This window comes from Oceanospirillum sediminis, assembly GCF_014164585.1.
Taxonomy (GTDB): domain Bacteria; phylum Pseudomonadota; class Gammaproteobacteria; order Pseudomonadales; family Halomonadaceae; genus Oceanospirillum; species Oceanospirillum sediminis.
This window is the reverse complement of the sequence record NZ_JACJFM010000009.1, coordinates 19,361-33,901: the sequence shown is the minus strand read 5'-3', so window position 1 is coordinate 33,901 and position 14,541 is coordinate 19,361. Positions and strand designations below refer to the sequence as shown.

The following is a 14,541-nucleotide window of genomic DNA, read 5'->3' as shown; positions in this document are numbered from 1 at the left end:
CTTAACATCAGATGGCTGAACAGGTAGCAGAGCAAAACCGGGCACTGGAGCAAAAGCTGGCGGAGCTTCAGCAGGAGAACCAGAAACTCAGAAAGATTAATGCAGCCCTGATTGATCGGGTTGAAGCTGCTCCTGAAATGGGAGGGCGGGCTTATGCTGCATTTGAAAACTCAGCTTTACTGGCTGAGCAGGTCAGAGAGAGAACAGCCGCTCTGAATCAGGCTCTTGCAGAACTCAGAGACAGCAATCAGGCTCTGAAGCGGGCTCATATTGAGATTGAAACCCTGCATCATCGTCTGATGGATGCGATTGAGGGTATGAATGATGCCTTTGTCCTGTTTGACTCTCAGCGCCGTCTGGTACTGAGTAACAGCCGGTATCGGGAGATCCTGGAGGAGTATGGCTATCATATCCAGCCAGGTATGAGTCAGTCCGCCATTAATGACTTTGCCAGAGGCTCCCTGTTGCATAACGTAGCTTCGGAAGATGAGCTGGCACTGTACCAGCAAGCGTATGGTCAGGTCATTCGTCTGAGGGATGGCCGTTGGATTCAGGTTAATCAGCGTGAGACCGATAACGGCGATCTCACGGTTCTGTATACCGATATCACACAGCTGAAAGCGATTGAGACAGCCAGGAGAGAAGAAGCTCTGGCAGAAAAATCACGAATTTTACAGAGCACTCTGGAGAACCTGTCGCAGGGTGTTGTTCTGATCAGTGACTGCGGTACACCTGAGGTATGGAACAGTCGCCTTTATCAGCTGGCCGGGCTCACTGAAAAAGACCTGGCAGGATGTAAGGATTTTATTGATCTGTTCTGTTCATCTGCCGGCTTACCGGTCTGGCCCGGACTTGAACGTTGCAACTCTGATAAGGGGGCGGGTGAACTGATGACCCCGGTAGAGTTACTGATGCCAGATCAGTCCATTCTGGAGCTACGCCAGGTCGCTCGTCAGGAAGGTGGCTGCGTTATTACCTTTACAGATGTTACAGAGCGCAGCCTTTATGCCAGAGCCCTGAGGGAAGGCGAGCAGAAAATGCGTCTGATTACCGATGCTCTGCCAGCAATGATTGGTTATGTGAACTCTGAGCTGGCCTTTGAATTCACCAACCGCGCCTACCAGGAGTGGGTGGGCATGAACAAGGACGAACTGCAGGGTTGCCCGATTGACCAGGTGTATTCGAAAGAGCAGCTGGCCAGGCTGCAGACCTATATTGATCAGGTTCTGGAGGGAGATACTGTCAGTTTTGAACTGGAAGAGGCTAACAATGATGGTGAAGCTCGATTTGTGCATAAATCCTATGTGCCGCAGGTCGATTCGGACGGGCAAACCACAGGCTTTTTTGTACTGACTCAGGATATTACAGAACGCCGCCTGACAGCTGTAGCGCTGAAAAACGCTAACATACTGCTGGAGCAAAGAGTCCAGGAGCGTACTGCAGCGCTGACCTCCCTGAATGAACAACTGTTACAGGAAATTCGTGAAAGGAAAAATACCCAGCAGCATCTTATGGAAGCTAAAAAACAGGCAGAAGAAGCTAACCTGTCGAAAACAAAGTTCCTGGCAGCTATCAGTCATGACCTGTTGCAGCCAATGAACGCTGCCAGACTGTTTAACAGTGCGCTGTCCGATATGACATTGTCTGCACCTGCACGGCAGTTGGTGAACTCCACAGAAGCGTCTCTGAATGATGTAGAAGCCCTGCTCGGAGCGCTGGTGGATATTTCTAAACTGGATGCGGGGGTCGTTGAGCCTGAGCTTAATATTTTTTCTGTAGGAGACCTGCTGAACAACCTGATTAATGAATATCGTGAGATCTGTCAGAGCCAGAATCAGGCATTCCGCTCTCGGGTTCATTCACAGGCTATTCGAACTGACTCCCAGTTACTGGGTCGCATCCTGCGTAATTTCTTATCCAATGCCTGTCGTTACACTCAACAGGGGGGGCAGATCCTGCTGGCGACACGTCGACGTGGCGATGTACTGCGCATTGAAGTCTGGGATACCGGTGAGGGTATTGAAGCTGAAAAGCAAAGCGAAATTTTCCGGGAGTTCAGCCGATTGAAAAGAAGCCCGGCTATCGATGACCGTGGTCTGGGGCTTGGGCTTGCTATTGTCGATAAAATGGCTCGAGTACTGAATCACGCTATTTCCGTTCGTTCTGTGCCAGGCAAAGGCTCTGTATTCTCTGTGGATGTGCCTGTGGCTGATAATGTAGCCTTATCGTCGGAGATTTCGGTACGTAATGATCTGTCCTCTGATCCCCTGACAAACAGACCGGTACTGGTGCTGGATAATGATCCGGCAATCTGTTCGGGTATGGAGCGCTTGCTGGACGGCTGGGGTATGGATGTCATGACAGCCATGAATGGCCAGGAAGCTCTGGTGCTGATTGAGGATGGCTTCCGGCCTGACTTACTGCTGGTCGATTATCATCTGGATAATGACGAAACAGGTCTGGATGTTGCCAGGGTACTGAATCAGCAATTATCGCCCCCGGTGCCCGTGTTGATGATTACCGCAAACTACTCCAGAGAATTGAATGCTCTGATAGAATCGATTCAATACAAGTTAATTAATAAACCAGTTAAACCGATGAAACTGAGAATGGTGATGTCCAGTTTGCTGGATACCTGACAGGTTGTCACTTTTTTTACGATTCATTAAGCTTTCATCTGTTTTTCAATGATTTGTCATCTCATCACGGCAAGCTGGTAAGTATAATTATCAGCTAAGAGTTGCTGCTATGAGTCCTTTTCTGCGATCAACACTTATTATTAACTGGGATCACCCGGAAGTATTAGCGCTGGCCAGTTATCTGGCGAAAGGTGATGATGATCCTATCTCTTTGGTTCGCAGAAGTTTTGAGTGGGTCAGAGACGAAATTCGCCATAGCTGGGAGTACCAGAAAGAGACTGTGGTATTGAAAGCTTCTGAGGTATTGCGGAACAAACATGGCTGCTGTTTTGCCAAGAGCCACCTGTTTGCTGCTCTGCTAAGGGCTAATGGCATTCCTGCCGGGTTCAGTTATCAGCGGGTACCTAATGAATGGGGCGCGACTCAATTTCGTTTACATGGTATCAATGCCGTATATCTGGCACATTCTGGCTGGGTTCGTCTGGATGCCAGAGGTGGCAATTCAGGAGATAAAACACGATTTAATCCGCCTGATGAGAGTTTTTCTTTCCCAGAAGAAACCTGTATTACAGGTATATGGCCAAACCCTCTTGAGTGCGTCGTTGAAGCTCTGGTGAATGCCGGCCACGTTAAAGATCTGTACCAGAGTTTGCCCGATATTCACTTTCGGGCCGGAATGAGAAGTTGTTCTGCAGCACCGGATTCTCCGGCATTAATGGGCATGCCCGTGGCTTCAGTAAACAGGTTATGATCCTGCTTATATTGACTGTTTGCTGTATTGATCCGCCATCCCGCTAATGACATGGTAATCAAAGGATATTCAGGCCCGGAACTTCAAATCAGATGTAGATTGTTGAGTTTTTGATAGGCATAGCAGATTGCTTCTCATAACAATGAATCTGCGTCCTCCGGCATAATACTGATTTCACTATTAAACGTTTGAATATATTCTCTGGTTCATGAGAGCGGAGCGATTGCTTACGGCATCAAAAAAGGTTATGGATTAAAGAGAAATAGTATGATTCGAGAAATGACAAAACCAGACTTTGAAGCGTTCTGGCCTGTTTTTCACACCATTGTCAAAGCCCGGGAGACCTATGCATTTGATCCGGATATGAACTTTGAAGAAGGTTGGCAACTGTGGTGTGAAATGCCGATTAAAACTTTTGTCTATGAAGAAAGCGGGAAGATTCTGGGATCCTATTACATCAAGGCCAATGCTATGGGGCCTGGTAGTCATATATGCAACTGCGGTTATATGGTCAGTGAAGCGAGCAGAGGGAAGGGCATAGCCTCTCAGCTATGCCTGCATTCACAAGCAATAGCCGCAGAACTGGGATTCAGAGCAATGCAGTTTAATGCGGTTGTATCGACCAATGATATAGCCGTCAGACTATGGCAGAACATGGGGTTTCAGATTATAGGCACGATTCCCGATGCTTATCAGCATGGACAGCTGGGGTATGTGGATAGCTATATTATGTATAAAGTGCTGGTAGAAACTGACTGAGCCAGCACTCTTCTGGCAATAATCGCTATGCATAAAAAACGCCCGGTATTCACCGGTTTGTCACTGGTGAATACAGGTCAGAGTTTATTCATTTCCGGTAGATTAACTGGCATTCAGGTGTTTTTCATCCACCATCTTATCCAGCAAATGCATCACCTGATCGCTGGCTGACTCGGCCCGTTCAATCGCTGCAATGATTTCCTGACGAATTTGTTTATTGTTCTGCCAGTCATTTGCTGACAGGTCGACAGCATATCGTGCACACTTATGAACGGCAGCATGAGGTTTTTCCAGCTCTTTAAAGCTTTTCAGGTGACTGAACTGCTGATAGCCAACGCCTTCTTCATACCAGCGCCCCAGTCGACAATTGTGGTGATCAACCTGGATTGACTGAACCTCTGACTGGTGTTTTTCCAGGTCCTGAATACCAAGGTAAGTTCTTTGTTTGTAAACAATGTGATCGACCTTGGCCAGAACAGTGAAGTTTTTATCACTGGCCAGAGCTAAACGGCTGTGGGTATCTGTTGCAGATAAGGCCAGTTTACCAAATGTCTTATGAAGACCATCAATATTCTGATTCAGTACAGCCGCTTCCTGTCCGGCCTGTTCTGAAGCCGATTTCATCTGCTTAGAACGCTGACTGAAACTTTCAATAATACGGCTGATGGTGTCTGCTGCATCTTTGGAGCGTCCAGCCAGGGTTCTGACTTCATCAGCCACTACTGCAAACCCACGGCCATGTTCTCCAGCTCTTGCGGCTTCAATGGAAGCATTCAGTGCCAGCAGATTGGTTTGTTCTGAAATGTCAGAAATCAGGCTGAGTGCCTGGATAACCTGCTGGCCATCATCGTCCAGTCGTTCAACCAACCCTTGAATATTCCCCAGAACTCCGGAGATTACTGCCAGTTGCTTCAGCATTTTTGCAATAATGTCTTCACTGTCTCTGACATCGCTTTGATTGGTCGTAGCAGTATCCAATGCGACCCTGATCTCATCTATAACGTTAGTCAAATCAGTCTGAATTGTCGCCAGGTTCGGTACCAGACGATTCACATTAATCTGATTAAGCTCTGACATGAGTTCATTGCGAGAGCTGATTTTATTGACCTCTCTGATAGCATCTAATCCATGATTCAGCTGGTGCAGAGACCTGGCCGGAAGTCCTGATACTCCGGTTGTCAGAGCATATCGATGAGTTTCTCCTTCCAGTGTATCCTGAAAAGCGCTGTCGGCCTCGAGGTAAAAACTCTGCATCTGATCAAGCAGCTCATTCATCTCCCAGGCCACCTGCCCGACTTCACCCAGCCCGGCAACATCATTCACTCTGTGGTGTAACTCTCCCAGTTTTGAGCGTTTGACTGTTCTGTGAATCCGGTGCAACACGTTAAATGCTCTGGATGTTGCTCTGTGTTGCGCCAGCAGTAGCAGGATAACAATAACGGGATAAAGCCATAACCAGTGTGCCGCATCATAGTAAAACGTACTGATTGCGGTGACAGCGACAGCCAGAAAGACATGACCAATCTGAGTGATACGAATCTGTGAGCGAAGAAATGGCCAGAAAGCGCTCTCCTGAGAGGTGGTTCTGGCGTAAGTGGATTCATACTGGCTTTGTTGCTTTGCAATACCCTCAGCTGTATTAAAGTGTGCTTTTTGCAAATATTCGCTATAACTTTGATGCCCTGCTTGTTGAATCAATTTTTCCAGACAGGCAATGCCTCGTTGATAATCCTGCTGTTCTGCTTTCAGGACCTGCTGATAAATCGGTTCTATCAGTTTTACCATGGCATCCGGTGCAGGATAATGCACGGCATAGTAGCCCTCTTTGTTATTTCGGGCATCCATGATGGGATAGATGACAGAAAACAGCCAGAGTGTTTTACCATCCTGTGCTTTATTTTTAACCAGAACAAAGGCTTCATCGTTTTGTTTTAAACGCTGCCATACCCCATGCCAGATACAGGCTGGCATTTCTGTATGGCGAACAACATTATGACTGTTTCCGACAAGCTGGTTTTCTGAGTAGCCAGAAACACGCATAAAGACTCTGTTGATATAGGTAATGCGCCCTTCCTTATCTGTCATTGAAACCATAGTTTCTCCGGGCTCCGGAGTTTTAAAAGGCTTATTACCTGAGTTGGTCATTGCTGGCTCCTGATAGACTGTGATAGCTGCAGCATATTGATCACATGTGTCAGAATGATAAAATTCTTTAAAAAGCAAAAGCTTATATATTTTATTGTAAATAATTCCGGTTTCAAGTGTTTACAATGGATGAATAAATAACCAGGTGTTATTTGATATATATCATAATATTGACTGTTTTTTGGGCAATGCCTGTTCCAGGCATTGCTATGGAATAAGACGAAGGTAAAAATAGAATTATTACTTTATGATGTATCTGCTATGGATTTTATGTGCGCCAATGAAAATCAGAAAAGGAGTTCCTGATGATATATGAGCGACAGGAGTTGGTCGGAGAATACGTCTTTGCGCGGCAACCCATTCTGGATAGTGAACGGAATGTAATAGCATACGAATTGCTGTACCGAAGTCATAAAAACAGTACTTCGGCACTTATTGAACAGCCCGTTATGGCAACAGCTCAGGTACTGGTTTCTAGTTTAATGGAAAAAGGGGATACCTTATCTGATACCGATAAATGGTTGTTTATCAATTTATCAGAGCAGGCTCTGGAGTGGGTTGAAGACTGGGCTTTGCCTGAAGACAGGGTGGTAATTGAATTACTGGAAACCATTCCTGCAACATCTCGTAACCTCGCCAGAGTATCAGAGCTTAAAAAGAAGGGGTATCGTATTGCTCTTGATGATTATGCTTTTGATGAAATGACCAAAGCTTTTTTACCTCTGGCCGATATTGTAAAAATCGATGTAATGAATACGACCCGAGGAGAAATCGGGCAGGTACTGCCTGAACTGAATCGCTACCCTGTCAAACTACTGGCCGAAAAGGTTGAAAGTGAAGAGCAGTACCGGTGGTGCATGGAAGCTGGCTTTGAACTGTTTCAGGGATATTATTTTGCTATGCCAGAGAAGGTAACCGGCAAAACTTTTTTATCTTCTGAATTACAATTAATCTCTCTGATTAATCGTTTGTGTGATCCAGCGGTTGAAGTGTCAGAGTTAGAAGAGCTGATTAAATCAGACCCATGGCTGTACTATCGGTTGATGCGTTATGTGTCAAATTTATGCCTGAAAAAAGATACTCAGATAGGCTCTGTTCGCCAGGCTATTCTGATGATCGGGTTGGTTCGCCTTAAAGCTTTTATTATGCTGATGTCGGTTACCCGGATGGCAGAATGTACCGATGCTGTGATCGCGAGAGTCTTTATGGTTGCAGCGATGTCTGAGTTTATGGCTGAGGAAAAAGAAGGCCTGGATGGCGATAAGGGGTTTCTTGTAGGGACTTTTTTAGCCATTTCTATGGTTTTATCTTGTTCTACGTCTCAGTTAATAGCAGAATTAAAGTTATCAGATGATATTAAGCGATTGTTTGTTCAGGAAAATAATCCTCATCAGGCTCATAATGAAGAAACTGATCTGAATTATCTGGATATGGCTCGTTGCGCTGAGCAATACAGTCGTCAGGGATGTAGCGCCTGCGCTGAGTGTGCAGCACCAGAGATCAGCATTCAAAGACATTATGAAGAGGCGATAAAATGGAGTGACCGCCTTATTTATTCATTAGAGGAAGACTCTTAGTCGGGAAGGCCTGCAGGCTTAAAAATCTGACAGTATGCGTAAAGAAATCGAAGTTAAAGAAGCTCGTGTCGGAATGAGAGTAGTTGAGCTGGATATCAGCTGGCTGAAGTCCCCTTTCTGGCGTAATGCATTTACCATTAGCAATGAAAAAGATCTGCGCTTGCTGGAGGAGTACTGTAAAACCATTGTCATTGACCTGAATGAGTCTGCATTATCTTCTACTAATCACCTGAGAAAACGTTATAGCGACGAAGGCCAAAGTGCTGTAAAACCGGGTTTCAGCGGTAAAGGACAGACGAAAAAGTCTTTAGATGGCAATGCCCCGGAAGCCAGACAGGAAAGTACGGAAGAGGTTCTGCCCGCAAGGATGAAGTTAAAAAGCTTAGAGAACCATATTTCAGTTTCAGTTGAAGATGTTAAAAATGTATTTGCTGATATCAGGAACGGGAATGCTATTGATAGTGATAAGTTGAAAGAGTCTGTCACTACTCTGACCAGTGACGTGTTGGAGGATTCAGGTTCATTACTTCTATTATCGCGGCTTAAAGAAAAAGAACAAACGCTGGCAGAAAAATCCGTCAATGTCTGTATTCTGACCATGATACTGGCAAAACACCTGAAACTGGATAAACGCAGCATACGTGTACTGGGGTTAGGTGCTCTGCTGCATGATATTGGCATGCTGAAAGTTCCGGACAATCTGATGCATCATCCGGGGCCATTAAATAAATCACAGCGAGCTATTATTGAACAGCATGTGGTGGATGGCGTAAGCTTTGTTGGCTTACATGAAGATTTTTCAGCCATTCCAGAGCTGAGGGAGATGATTGGCGGCCATCATGAACGATATGATGGTTCCGGTTATCCTCAGGGGCTGAAAGGAGACCGTATCCCTTTCTTTGCTCGTATTCTGGGGCTTACCACAACCTATGAAGCGATGACACGGGAGCGCTTCTTCTGTGAAACTTCCAGCCCAACAAAAGCTTTAGCAAAATTGTACAGCTGGCGCTCTAAACTATTTGATGCGGAGCTGGTTGAACAGTTTATTCAGGCTCTGGGAGTTTATCCTCCTGGTTGTGTGGTTGAACTGGAAGGAGGACAAATTGCTGTTGTGACAGCAATTAATCCTGATAACAGGACTCGCCCGGTTATACGCATTCTGCTTGGCCATGATCAGAGTATGCTAACCAGTCAGCCTGAAATGGATCTGATGATGCCGGCTCTGGCCCATCTGAAAATTATGCGCACAGTTGAGACTAATGAGCTGGATGAATTCGAATTGCCTGAGGTCTGATTAATTTTAGCTGAACAAGGATGTTTGAGATTGAACTGGCTTTGCCGTTATAATCCTGCGCCTGCAAGGCGACTGTAACGTCGGCTATCAATCCATTTCTGGGTTCCCTTACCCCAGGTAACAAAAAGGTCTGGCAATTTATGTCTTCTTTTTCTGCTGTCCAGCAGCGTAATGCTCTGGCTATTCTGGTTTCTTTTCATCTTATTATTATTGCTTCGAGCAACTATCTGGTTCAGTTACCCTTTACTCTTGCTGGTTTTCATACCACATGGGGAGCCTTTACTTTCCCGTTTATTTTTCTTGCTACAGACCTGACGGTAAGAATTTATGGGGCTGCTGTGGCCCGCCAGATTATTTTCAGGGTAATGATTCCTGCTCTGGCTTTATCTTATCTGTTATCTGTACTCTTCTACGAAGGGCAGTTCCAGGGGATATCCGGGTTGGGAGAGTTCAATTTGTTTGTTGCCCGCATCGCTATAGCCAGTTTTATGGCGTATCTGCTGGGGCAAATTCTTGATGTACATGTCTTTAACCGTTTACGCACATCAGGCCCATGGTGGCTTGCACCGGCAATGTCGACAGTACTGGGGAATGCACTGGATACTCTGGCTTTTTTTGGCATCGCATTTTACCAGAGCCCGGATGCTTTTATGGCAGAGCACTGGGTTGAGATCGCTCTGGTCGACTATGGTTTTAAGCTATTGATTAGTCTTGGTTTATTTGTCCCTATGTACGGTGTATTACTGAACTGGCTGGCGAATCGGATTACTTTTTCATCAGGCTCTGAACAGGAACCTGGTAAAGCTACTGTCTGAAGTCAGATAAAACGCATTAAAAAGGAGGGAAGCCCCTCCTTTTTATTAATATATCACTATTAATCGCGTATTAATCATGCAAGTGTCATAAAAGTATCTGTGAATTCCAGAGTTTCAACACCGGTCAGCTGAGCGGCAAAATCACTGCCTACAACCAGATAGCTGCCATCAGATTGCTGTTCTGTCTGTACAGAGTCGGAACTGACATCAAAGCTAACCCGGTCATTTCCACTTCCAGCATTAACGGTATCAAACCCGCCTTCTGTCAAAGAAATTACATCATCGCCAGCCCCTGTTGTGATGATGTTATCAACAGCATTATCCTGAATCTGGTCATTAGCCGCCCCGGAAATAACATTCTCAATCCAGACTCCTTTGCTGATTGCCAGATTTTTCTCACCGGTAAACAAAATACCAGTAGACGCCATATCCTGATACTGCTCCTGGATAAAGGTGATATAGTTACTGTCTGTGATACCCATTTCTGTAATAGTATCAGCAGCCTGGGTAATGGCATCCCGAATGTCAATGGATGAGAAGTGTTCTGCACGCAAGTCAATATGGCTTTCACCGGTCGCTGAAGATGCGTCAATAGTATCAGTACCACCCGCATCCCAGATTACGTCATGACTGGTGCTGTCAAAGTTAACAGTATAAGTATTATTACCAGTATTATGGCTGGTATTAGCGCCATAAGCTGCCTGAAGGCCTATGACGTCATAATAGGCATAATCAGTGTTGTAGTGATTATCGACATAATTCGAATAAATGGAACCGTCTTCGATAATAAAGCTCAGAGTATGTGTCTGGTGGTCGGTATAAGACATGACAGAGTGAGTCACGTTTTCAATATCTGCCGGCAGGCTGGCATCCCCTTCGAAGGTGTGTTCCAGGCCAAGAGCATGGCCAAGTTCATGAACAACTGTAAAGTAGTTTGAGCTTCCCGCCTGATACTGATCTGTTGTGGTATAGGCATTGTTCAGGAATACATCCCCACCCAGTGAAGTCCCATCCGGGAAATATGCATAACCATCGGTATTTCCTTCCTGCTGTACAGCATTCAGCCGAATATCACCCTCATCAGCAACTTCGGTGAATTTCAGATTAGAAAAGGTTTCAATATCTTCAAATGATGCCCGAGTGGGTACTTTTGCTGCTTCAGGAAAAGCAATAAAGCCTGTCAGTCCTTCATCAGCATAATCTGCGGGTTCTGCATTGTTGAAAGAGTAAGTCAGATTGGTCGATTCCCAGTATGAGCCTGATTCGACTGCCGGACTGTCACCCGTCGTTGGCAAAGAGCCATAATCTGAATCGGTTACCGAGCGTGACTGTGCTGTCGCGAGCAGATTATCTCCACCGGTATTACCCGAATCTTCAGTCAGGGCGCTGCCATCCAGACCACTGATATTAAAGAAGGCAACAACATCGCCTTCTGTTACGCCACCATAAATTTCAGCCAGCATTTGTGCTGTTATATTATTTTGTACAGATATGTTATAGATCACAGATGGCTGGCTGACATTGCTGATAATAAAGTCTCGGGCCTGTTCAATCGTTACACCCAGTTGAGCTAAATGTTCGGCTGTAGACATTTTCTAATTCCTTAGGTTTGATGAGGATGCAGACAGTCTTCAAGAGTAGTCAGGTATGTTTTATGCGATTTTAAGTTTATCAGCATCTGATCTGATTGATATACCAGATTTTACTGGACTATCGATACTAAAAAATCAGTAAGGCCTGCCTGGTTCTACGAGGGAATCAGAAGGTATTGTGCTAACCCGGATTGCGGATCAGGCATCAATAGTATCAATACCTCCGGCATTACTGATCATTTCATGATCAATAGTCTGAAAAATAATGTTGTTTATATTATTGCCAGTGTTGTAAGTGGCAGTACAGCTTTTTAAAATCGTCTATATCGCTGATGTAACGGTAGAGCGGTCTGTAAAAGCATTCGAATCATAATGATTACAGAATGCTTTCAGTGTCTGGTATCAAATGGTTACAGTCTTGCCAGGTAAAGATCTTAGTTTAATGCAATAATGTCATCTTTTTGACGCTGATAAGCATCCGGGCACAAGCTTTTATATGACAGTATTGACTCTCCGATTATGGGGTATTCAGCAGCTGCTGTCCGGATATGTAATGAATGATAAGTTGGTTGAAATCTGATAATGAAACTGGGTATTCTCGCTGCTGATAAAGGGCCCTCCGCGCTTCAGGAGCAGCATGGCACTTTTGCCGATATGTTTATGCGTTTGTTTGATCACTCGGAACAACGTTTTAGTTATCAGGTATATCAGATCGCAGAAGAAAGCTTCCCTTGTGATACTGATGAATGTGATGCCTGGCTGATTACTGGCTCTGTGAATGGTGTATATGATGATCTGCCGTGGATTGCTCCGCTGAAGCAGCTGATTGTTAAATTGAATGAGGCCGGAAAGCCTCTGGCCGGGATCTGTTTTGGGCACCAGATTATTGCAGAAGCTCTTGGTGGTCGGGTCGAACAGTTTTCCGGAGGCTGGTCTCTGGGCGTTCAGCGTTACGAGCTGACAGATAAGTCTTTATTACCAGATAGCGCCCCGGATTCATTTGCGATTAATGCATTGCATCAGGATCAGGTTATTGTTTGTCCACCAGCTGCACGCCGGGTTGCATCATCAGACTTTTGTCAGAATGCGGCGTTAGCCTATGGTCAGCACATTATCTCCTTCCAGGGACACCCGGAATTTAATCGGGATTATGAGCATGCGTTATTGACAGAAGAGTTGGGCATTGCTTTTCCAAAGGTATTGTGCGGACAGGCATTGGAATCGCTGGATGAACCGACAGATTCTGTTTTATTAGCGCAGTGGATTGCTCATTTCCTGCAAGTGGCCGCTGATAACTATGTTGCTAATAAAGATACGAATTGATGTGCCGCTATAAAATACAAGGCAGAATGCCTGCTTATCAGAATAAGCAGGTATCATCCAGACACCTCTGATCAGCATTTTTATCTGGTTATCCAGGTTTTTCTGTCTTCTGCCCTTTTAAACAGGCTCAGGTAATTGTTCAATGACAGATACGTCTTCGCGAAAACAGGCTTTCAGATTGACTAGCCGTCTTTCAGATCCGTTAGATTTATATGAGCACCTGCCATTTCGCATGGCTGTCATCAGTAATTTATTAATGCTGGACAGGGATATTAATATCAGGACTGCTGCCGATTTGGGGCCAAGAGAGCTAAGGGTTCTGTTAAATGTAGGCTCTTATATGCCAATCTCTTCAGCAGATATTGCTTATCAGACACGGGTAGATTCTTATACGGTAAGTCGTGCCGTATCTGTTTTGCATAAAAAGGGATATCTTGATTTTGAAGCATCGCCTAGCAGTCGCCGGGTTAAAATGCTGGTTCTGACTGGTGCGGGCAAAGCCTTATATGAACAAATCAGTATCGGTATTGATCAGCGTTCAGAACGATTAACAGAAATACTGACAGAACAGGAACTGGCTGAAATGAAGCGTATGCTGGCATTGTTAGAGGACCGGGCCGAAGCTATTCTGGCAGATCAGGCAGAAAACTGGCGAGAAAAAGAAGGGGATATTCCAGCGGATCAGAAAGAGTTGATCCGCTGGCGCAAAAAAAGTCATAAGAAGATAGTGACATAACTTTTTGTCACATCATTCTGCTTTTGCAGCAGAGCAGAACTGACATTTGTCTTATAGAAAAGTTGATATATCCTGCAAAGATTTTTTTCTGGTTGCATGGACCGGAATAGTAGCATCTTCACTAGGATAGCCCACAACCATCAGAATATAAGGCTTTTCACTGGCGTCTCTTTTACAGATTTCATTCAGAAACTTCATGGGTTTCGGAGTATGAGTCAGTGTCGCCAGGCCCGCATTATGAAGGGCGTCAATCAGAATGCCTGTTGCAATGCCAACAGACTCGCGCACATAGTAATTCTTTCTATTATCTCCGGCTTCAATACCTCCGGTTGATTGAGCAAAAATAGCAATCAACCAGGGGGCTGTTTCCAGAAAAGGCTTCTGGTCATCGGTTCCCAGAGGTTTGAGGGCATTCAGCCACTCCTCACCTGCACGTCCGGCATAAAACTGCCTTTCTTCTATTTCTGCTTTTTCCCGCACTTCTTTTTTAACATCAGGGTCACTGATTGCCACAAAATGCCAGGGTTGATGATTGGCTCCGCTAGGCGCTGTTCCTGCTGATCGAATACAGTTTTCGATGATACGTTTATCTACCGGACGATTTGAGAATTGACGAACACTATGGCGTCGTTTGATTTGCTGGTAGAAGTCTTCTGAACGTTGAACCATCGTTTCAACAGGGTATTCAGTAAAATCTGCCAGAGGAGTTAATGCATTATTTGTCATAGTAGCACGACCTTTATTTTCGTTATTCCATGCAAGGGTATTAAAAATCTTTGTTGTTGTAATTGCAATATTTTGCTCAAAGGTCAGAAAATACATATCTGTGTCTATGCTGAGCAGCATAGAGGTTGGTTGACCAGAAGTAAGGACAGAGAACATATGGCAGAGGAAAAAAGATCAAGCCCTC

At 45.1% G+C, this 14,541-nt stretch carries 11 protein-coding genes and 2 pseudogenes; 8 read left to right on the top strand and 5 right to left on the bottom strand.

Annotation, left to right across the window (positions count from 1 at the left end):
* Window positions 1-11 precede the first annotated feature (11 nt).
* The 3 genes from H4O21_RS09030 (at window position 12) to H4O21_RS09020 (ending at window position 4,149) form a co-directional block, all read left to right on the top strand.
* Window positions 12-2,639, top strand: coding sequence for a hybrid sensor histidine kinase/response regulator (locus tag H4O21_RS09030; protein WP_182808536.1), 2,628 nt, complete (start codon window positions 12-14; stop codon window positions 2,637-2,639).
* Window positions 2,640-2,748: 109 nt separating this feature from the next.
* On the top strand, window positions 2,749-3,390 hold the full coding sequence (locus H4O21_RS09025; RefSeq protein WP_182808535.1) for a transglutaminase-like domain-containing protein: 642 nt from the start codon (window positions 2,749-2,751) through the stop codon (window positions 3,388-3,390).
* A 267-nt stretch (window positions 3,391-3,657) separates the two neighbouring features.
* Entirely contained in the window at window positions 3,658-4,149 is a 492-nt protein-coding gene (locus H4O21_RS09020) for a GNAT family N-acetyltransferase (RefSeq protein ID WP_182808534.1), read from the top strand.
* A gap of 102 nt (window positions 4,150-4,251) precedes the next feature.
* Here the strand turns inward: H4O21_RS09020 and H4O21_RS27090 are convergent, their stop codons facing one another.
* The 3 genes and pseudogenes from H4O21_RS27090 to H4O21_RS27080 form a co-directional block, all read right to left on the bottom strand.
* Entirely contained in the window at window positions 4,252-4,605 is a 354-nt protein-coding gene (locus tag H4O21_RS27090; protein ID WP_370463921.1) for a CZB domain-containing protein, read from the bottom strand.
* Between the two features lie 132 nt (window positions 4,606-4,737).
* A pseudogene (locus H4O21_RS27085) lies at window positions 4,738-5,067 on the bottom strand (methyl-accepting chemotaxis protein); the annotation flags it as partial.
* Window positions 5,068-5,967: 900 nt separating this feature from the next.
* Window positions 5,968-6,234: pseudogene (locus tag H4O21_RS27080) on the bottom strand (PAS domain S-box protein); the annotation flags it as partial.
* A gap of 365 nt (window positions 6,235-6,599) precedes the next feature.
* On the opposite strand from H4O21_RS27080, the gene H4O21_RS09010 reads away from it, so the two are divergent.
* The 3 genes from H4O21_RS09010 to H4O21_RS09000 all read left to right on the top strand — a co-directional run bounded on the left by H4O21_RS09010 (window position 6,600) and on the right by H4O21_RS09000 (window position 9,980).
* Window positions 6,600-7,871, top strand: a complete 1,272-nt coding sequence (locus tag H4O21_RS09010) for an EAL and HDOD domain-containing protein (protein WP_182808532.1) — start codon at window positions 6,600-6,602, stop codon at window positions 7,869-7,871.
* Between the two features lie 34 nt (window positions 7,872-7,905).
* Window positions 7,906-9,165 (top strand): cyclic di-GMP phosphodiesterase, encoded by a 1,260-nt coding sequence (locus H4O21_RS09005; RefSeq protein ID WP_182808531.1) that lies wholly within the window; start codon window positions 7,906-7,908, stop codon window positions 9,163-9,165.
* Window positions 9,166-9,305: 140 nt separating this feature from the next.
* Complete coding sequence (locus H4O21_RS09000; RefSeq protein ID WP_182808530.1) at window positions 9,306-9,980, top strand: 7-cyano-7-deazaguanine/7-aminomethyl-7-deazaguanine transporter; 675 nt, start codon at window positions 9,306-9,308, stop codon at window positions 9,978-9,980.
* Between the two features lie 74 nt (window positions 9,981-10,054).
* On the opposite strand, the gene H4O21_RS08995 is transcribed toward H4O21_RS09000, so the two are convergent.
* Window positions 10,055-11,572 carry a M10 family metallopeptidase gene (locus tag H4O21_RS08995; RefSeq protein ID WP_182808529.1) on the bottom strand — a complete coding sequence of 506 codons (1,518 nt, stop codon included), beginning with the start codon at window positions 11,570-11,572 and terminating at the stop codon, window positions 10,055-10,057.
* A 582-nt stretch (window positions 11,573-12,154) separates the two neighbouring features.
* On the opposite strand from H4O21_RS08995, the gene H4O21_RS08990 reads away from it, so the two are divergent.
* Window positions 12,155-12,895: a glutamine amidotransferase-related protein gene (locus H4O21_RS08990; RefSeq protein WP_182808528.1), complete on the top strand. Its 741-nt coding sequence runs from the start codon at window positions 12,155-12,157 to the stop codon at window positions 12,893-12,895.
* A 178-nt stretch (window positions 12,896-13,073) separates the two neighbouring features.
* Complete coding sequence (locus tag H4O21_RS08985) at window positions 13,074-13,631, top strand: MarR family winged helix-turn-helix transcriptional regulator (RefSeq protein WP_220495587.1); 558 nt, start codon at window positions 13,074-13,076, stop codon at window positions 13,629-13,631.
* 51 nt (window positions 13,632-13,682) lie between these two features.
* On the opposite strand, the gene H4O21_RS08980 is transcribed toward H4O21_RS08985, so the two are convergent.
* On the bottom strand, window positions 13,683-14,453 hold the full coding sequence (locus H4O21_RS08980; RefSeq protein WP_255487229.1) for a nitroreductase family protein: 771 nt from the start codon (window positions 14,451-14,453) through the stop codon (window positions 13,683-13,685).
* Window positions 14,454-14,541: the final 88 nt, after the last annotated feature.

What these genes read in the sequence shown, in the direction of transcription:
- H4O21_RS09030 (WP_182808536.1), top strand. Translation starts at nt 12, where the DNA reads ATGGCTGAACAGGTAGCAGAGCAAAACCGGGCACTGGAGCAAAAGCTG.
- H4O21_RS09025 (WP_182808535.1), top strand. Translation starts at nt 2,749, where the DNA reads ATGAGTCCTTTTCTGCGATCAACACTTATTATTAACTGGGATCACCCG.
- H4O21_RS09020 (WP_182808534.1), top strand. Translation starts at nt 3,658, where the DNA reads ATGATTCGAGAAATGACAAAACCAGACTTTGAAGCGTTCTGGCCTGTT.
- H4O21_RS09010 (WP_182808532.1), top strand. Translation starts at nt 6,600, where the DNA reads ATGATATATGAGCGACAGGAGTTGGTCGGAGAATACGTCTTTGCGCGG.
- H4O21_RS09005 (WP_182808531.1), top strand. Translation starts at nt 7,906, where the DNA reads ATGCGTAAAGAAATCGAAGTTAAAGAAGCTCGTGTCGGAATGAGAGTA.
- H4O21_RS09000 (WP_182808530.1), top strand. Translation starts at nt 9,306, where the DNA reads ATGTCTTCTTTTTCTGCTGTCCAGCAGCGTAATGCTCTGGCTATTCTG.
- H4O21_RS08995 (WP_182808529.1), bottom strand. Translation starts at nt 11,572, where the DNA reads ATGTCTACAGCCGAACATTTAGCTCAACTGGGTGTAACGATTGAACAG.
- H4O21_RS08990 (WP_182808528.1), top strand. Translation starts at nt 12,155, where the DNA reads ATGAAACTGGGTATTCTCGCTGCTGATAAAGGGCCCTCCGCGCTTCAG.
- H4O21_RS08980 (WP_255487229.1), bottom strand. Translation starts at nt 14,453, where the DNA reads ATGTATTTTCTGACCTTTGAGCAAAATATTGCAATTACAACAACAAAG.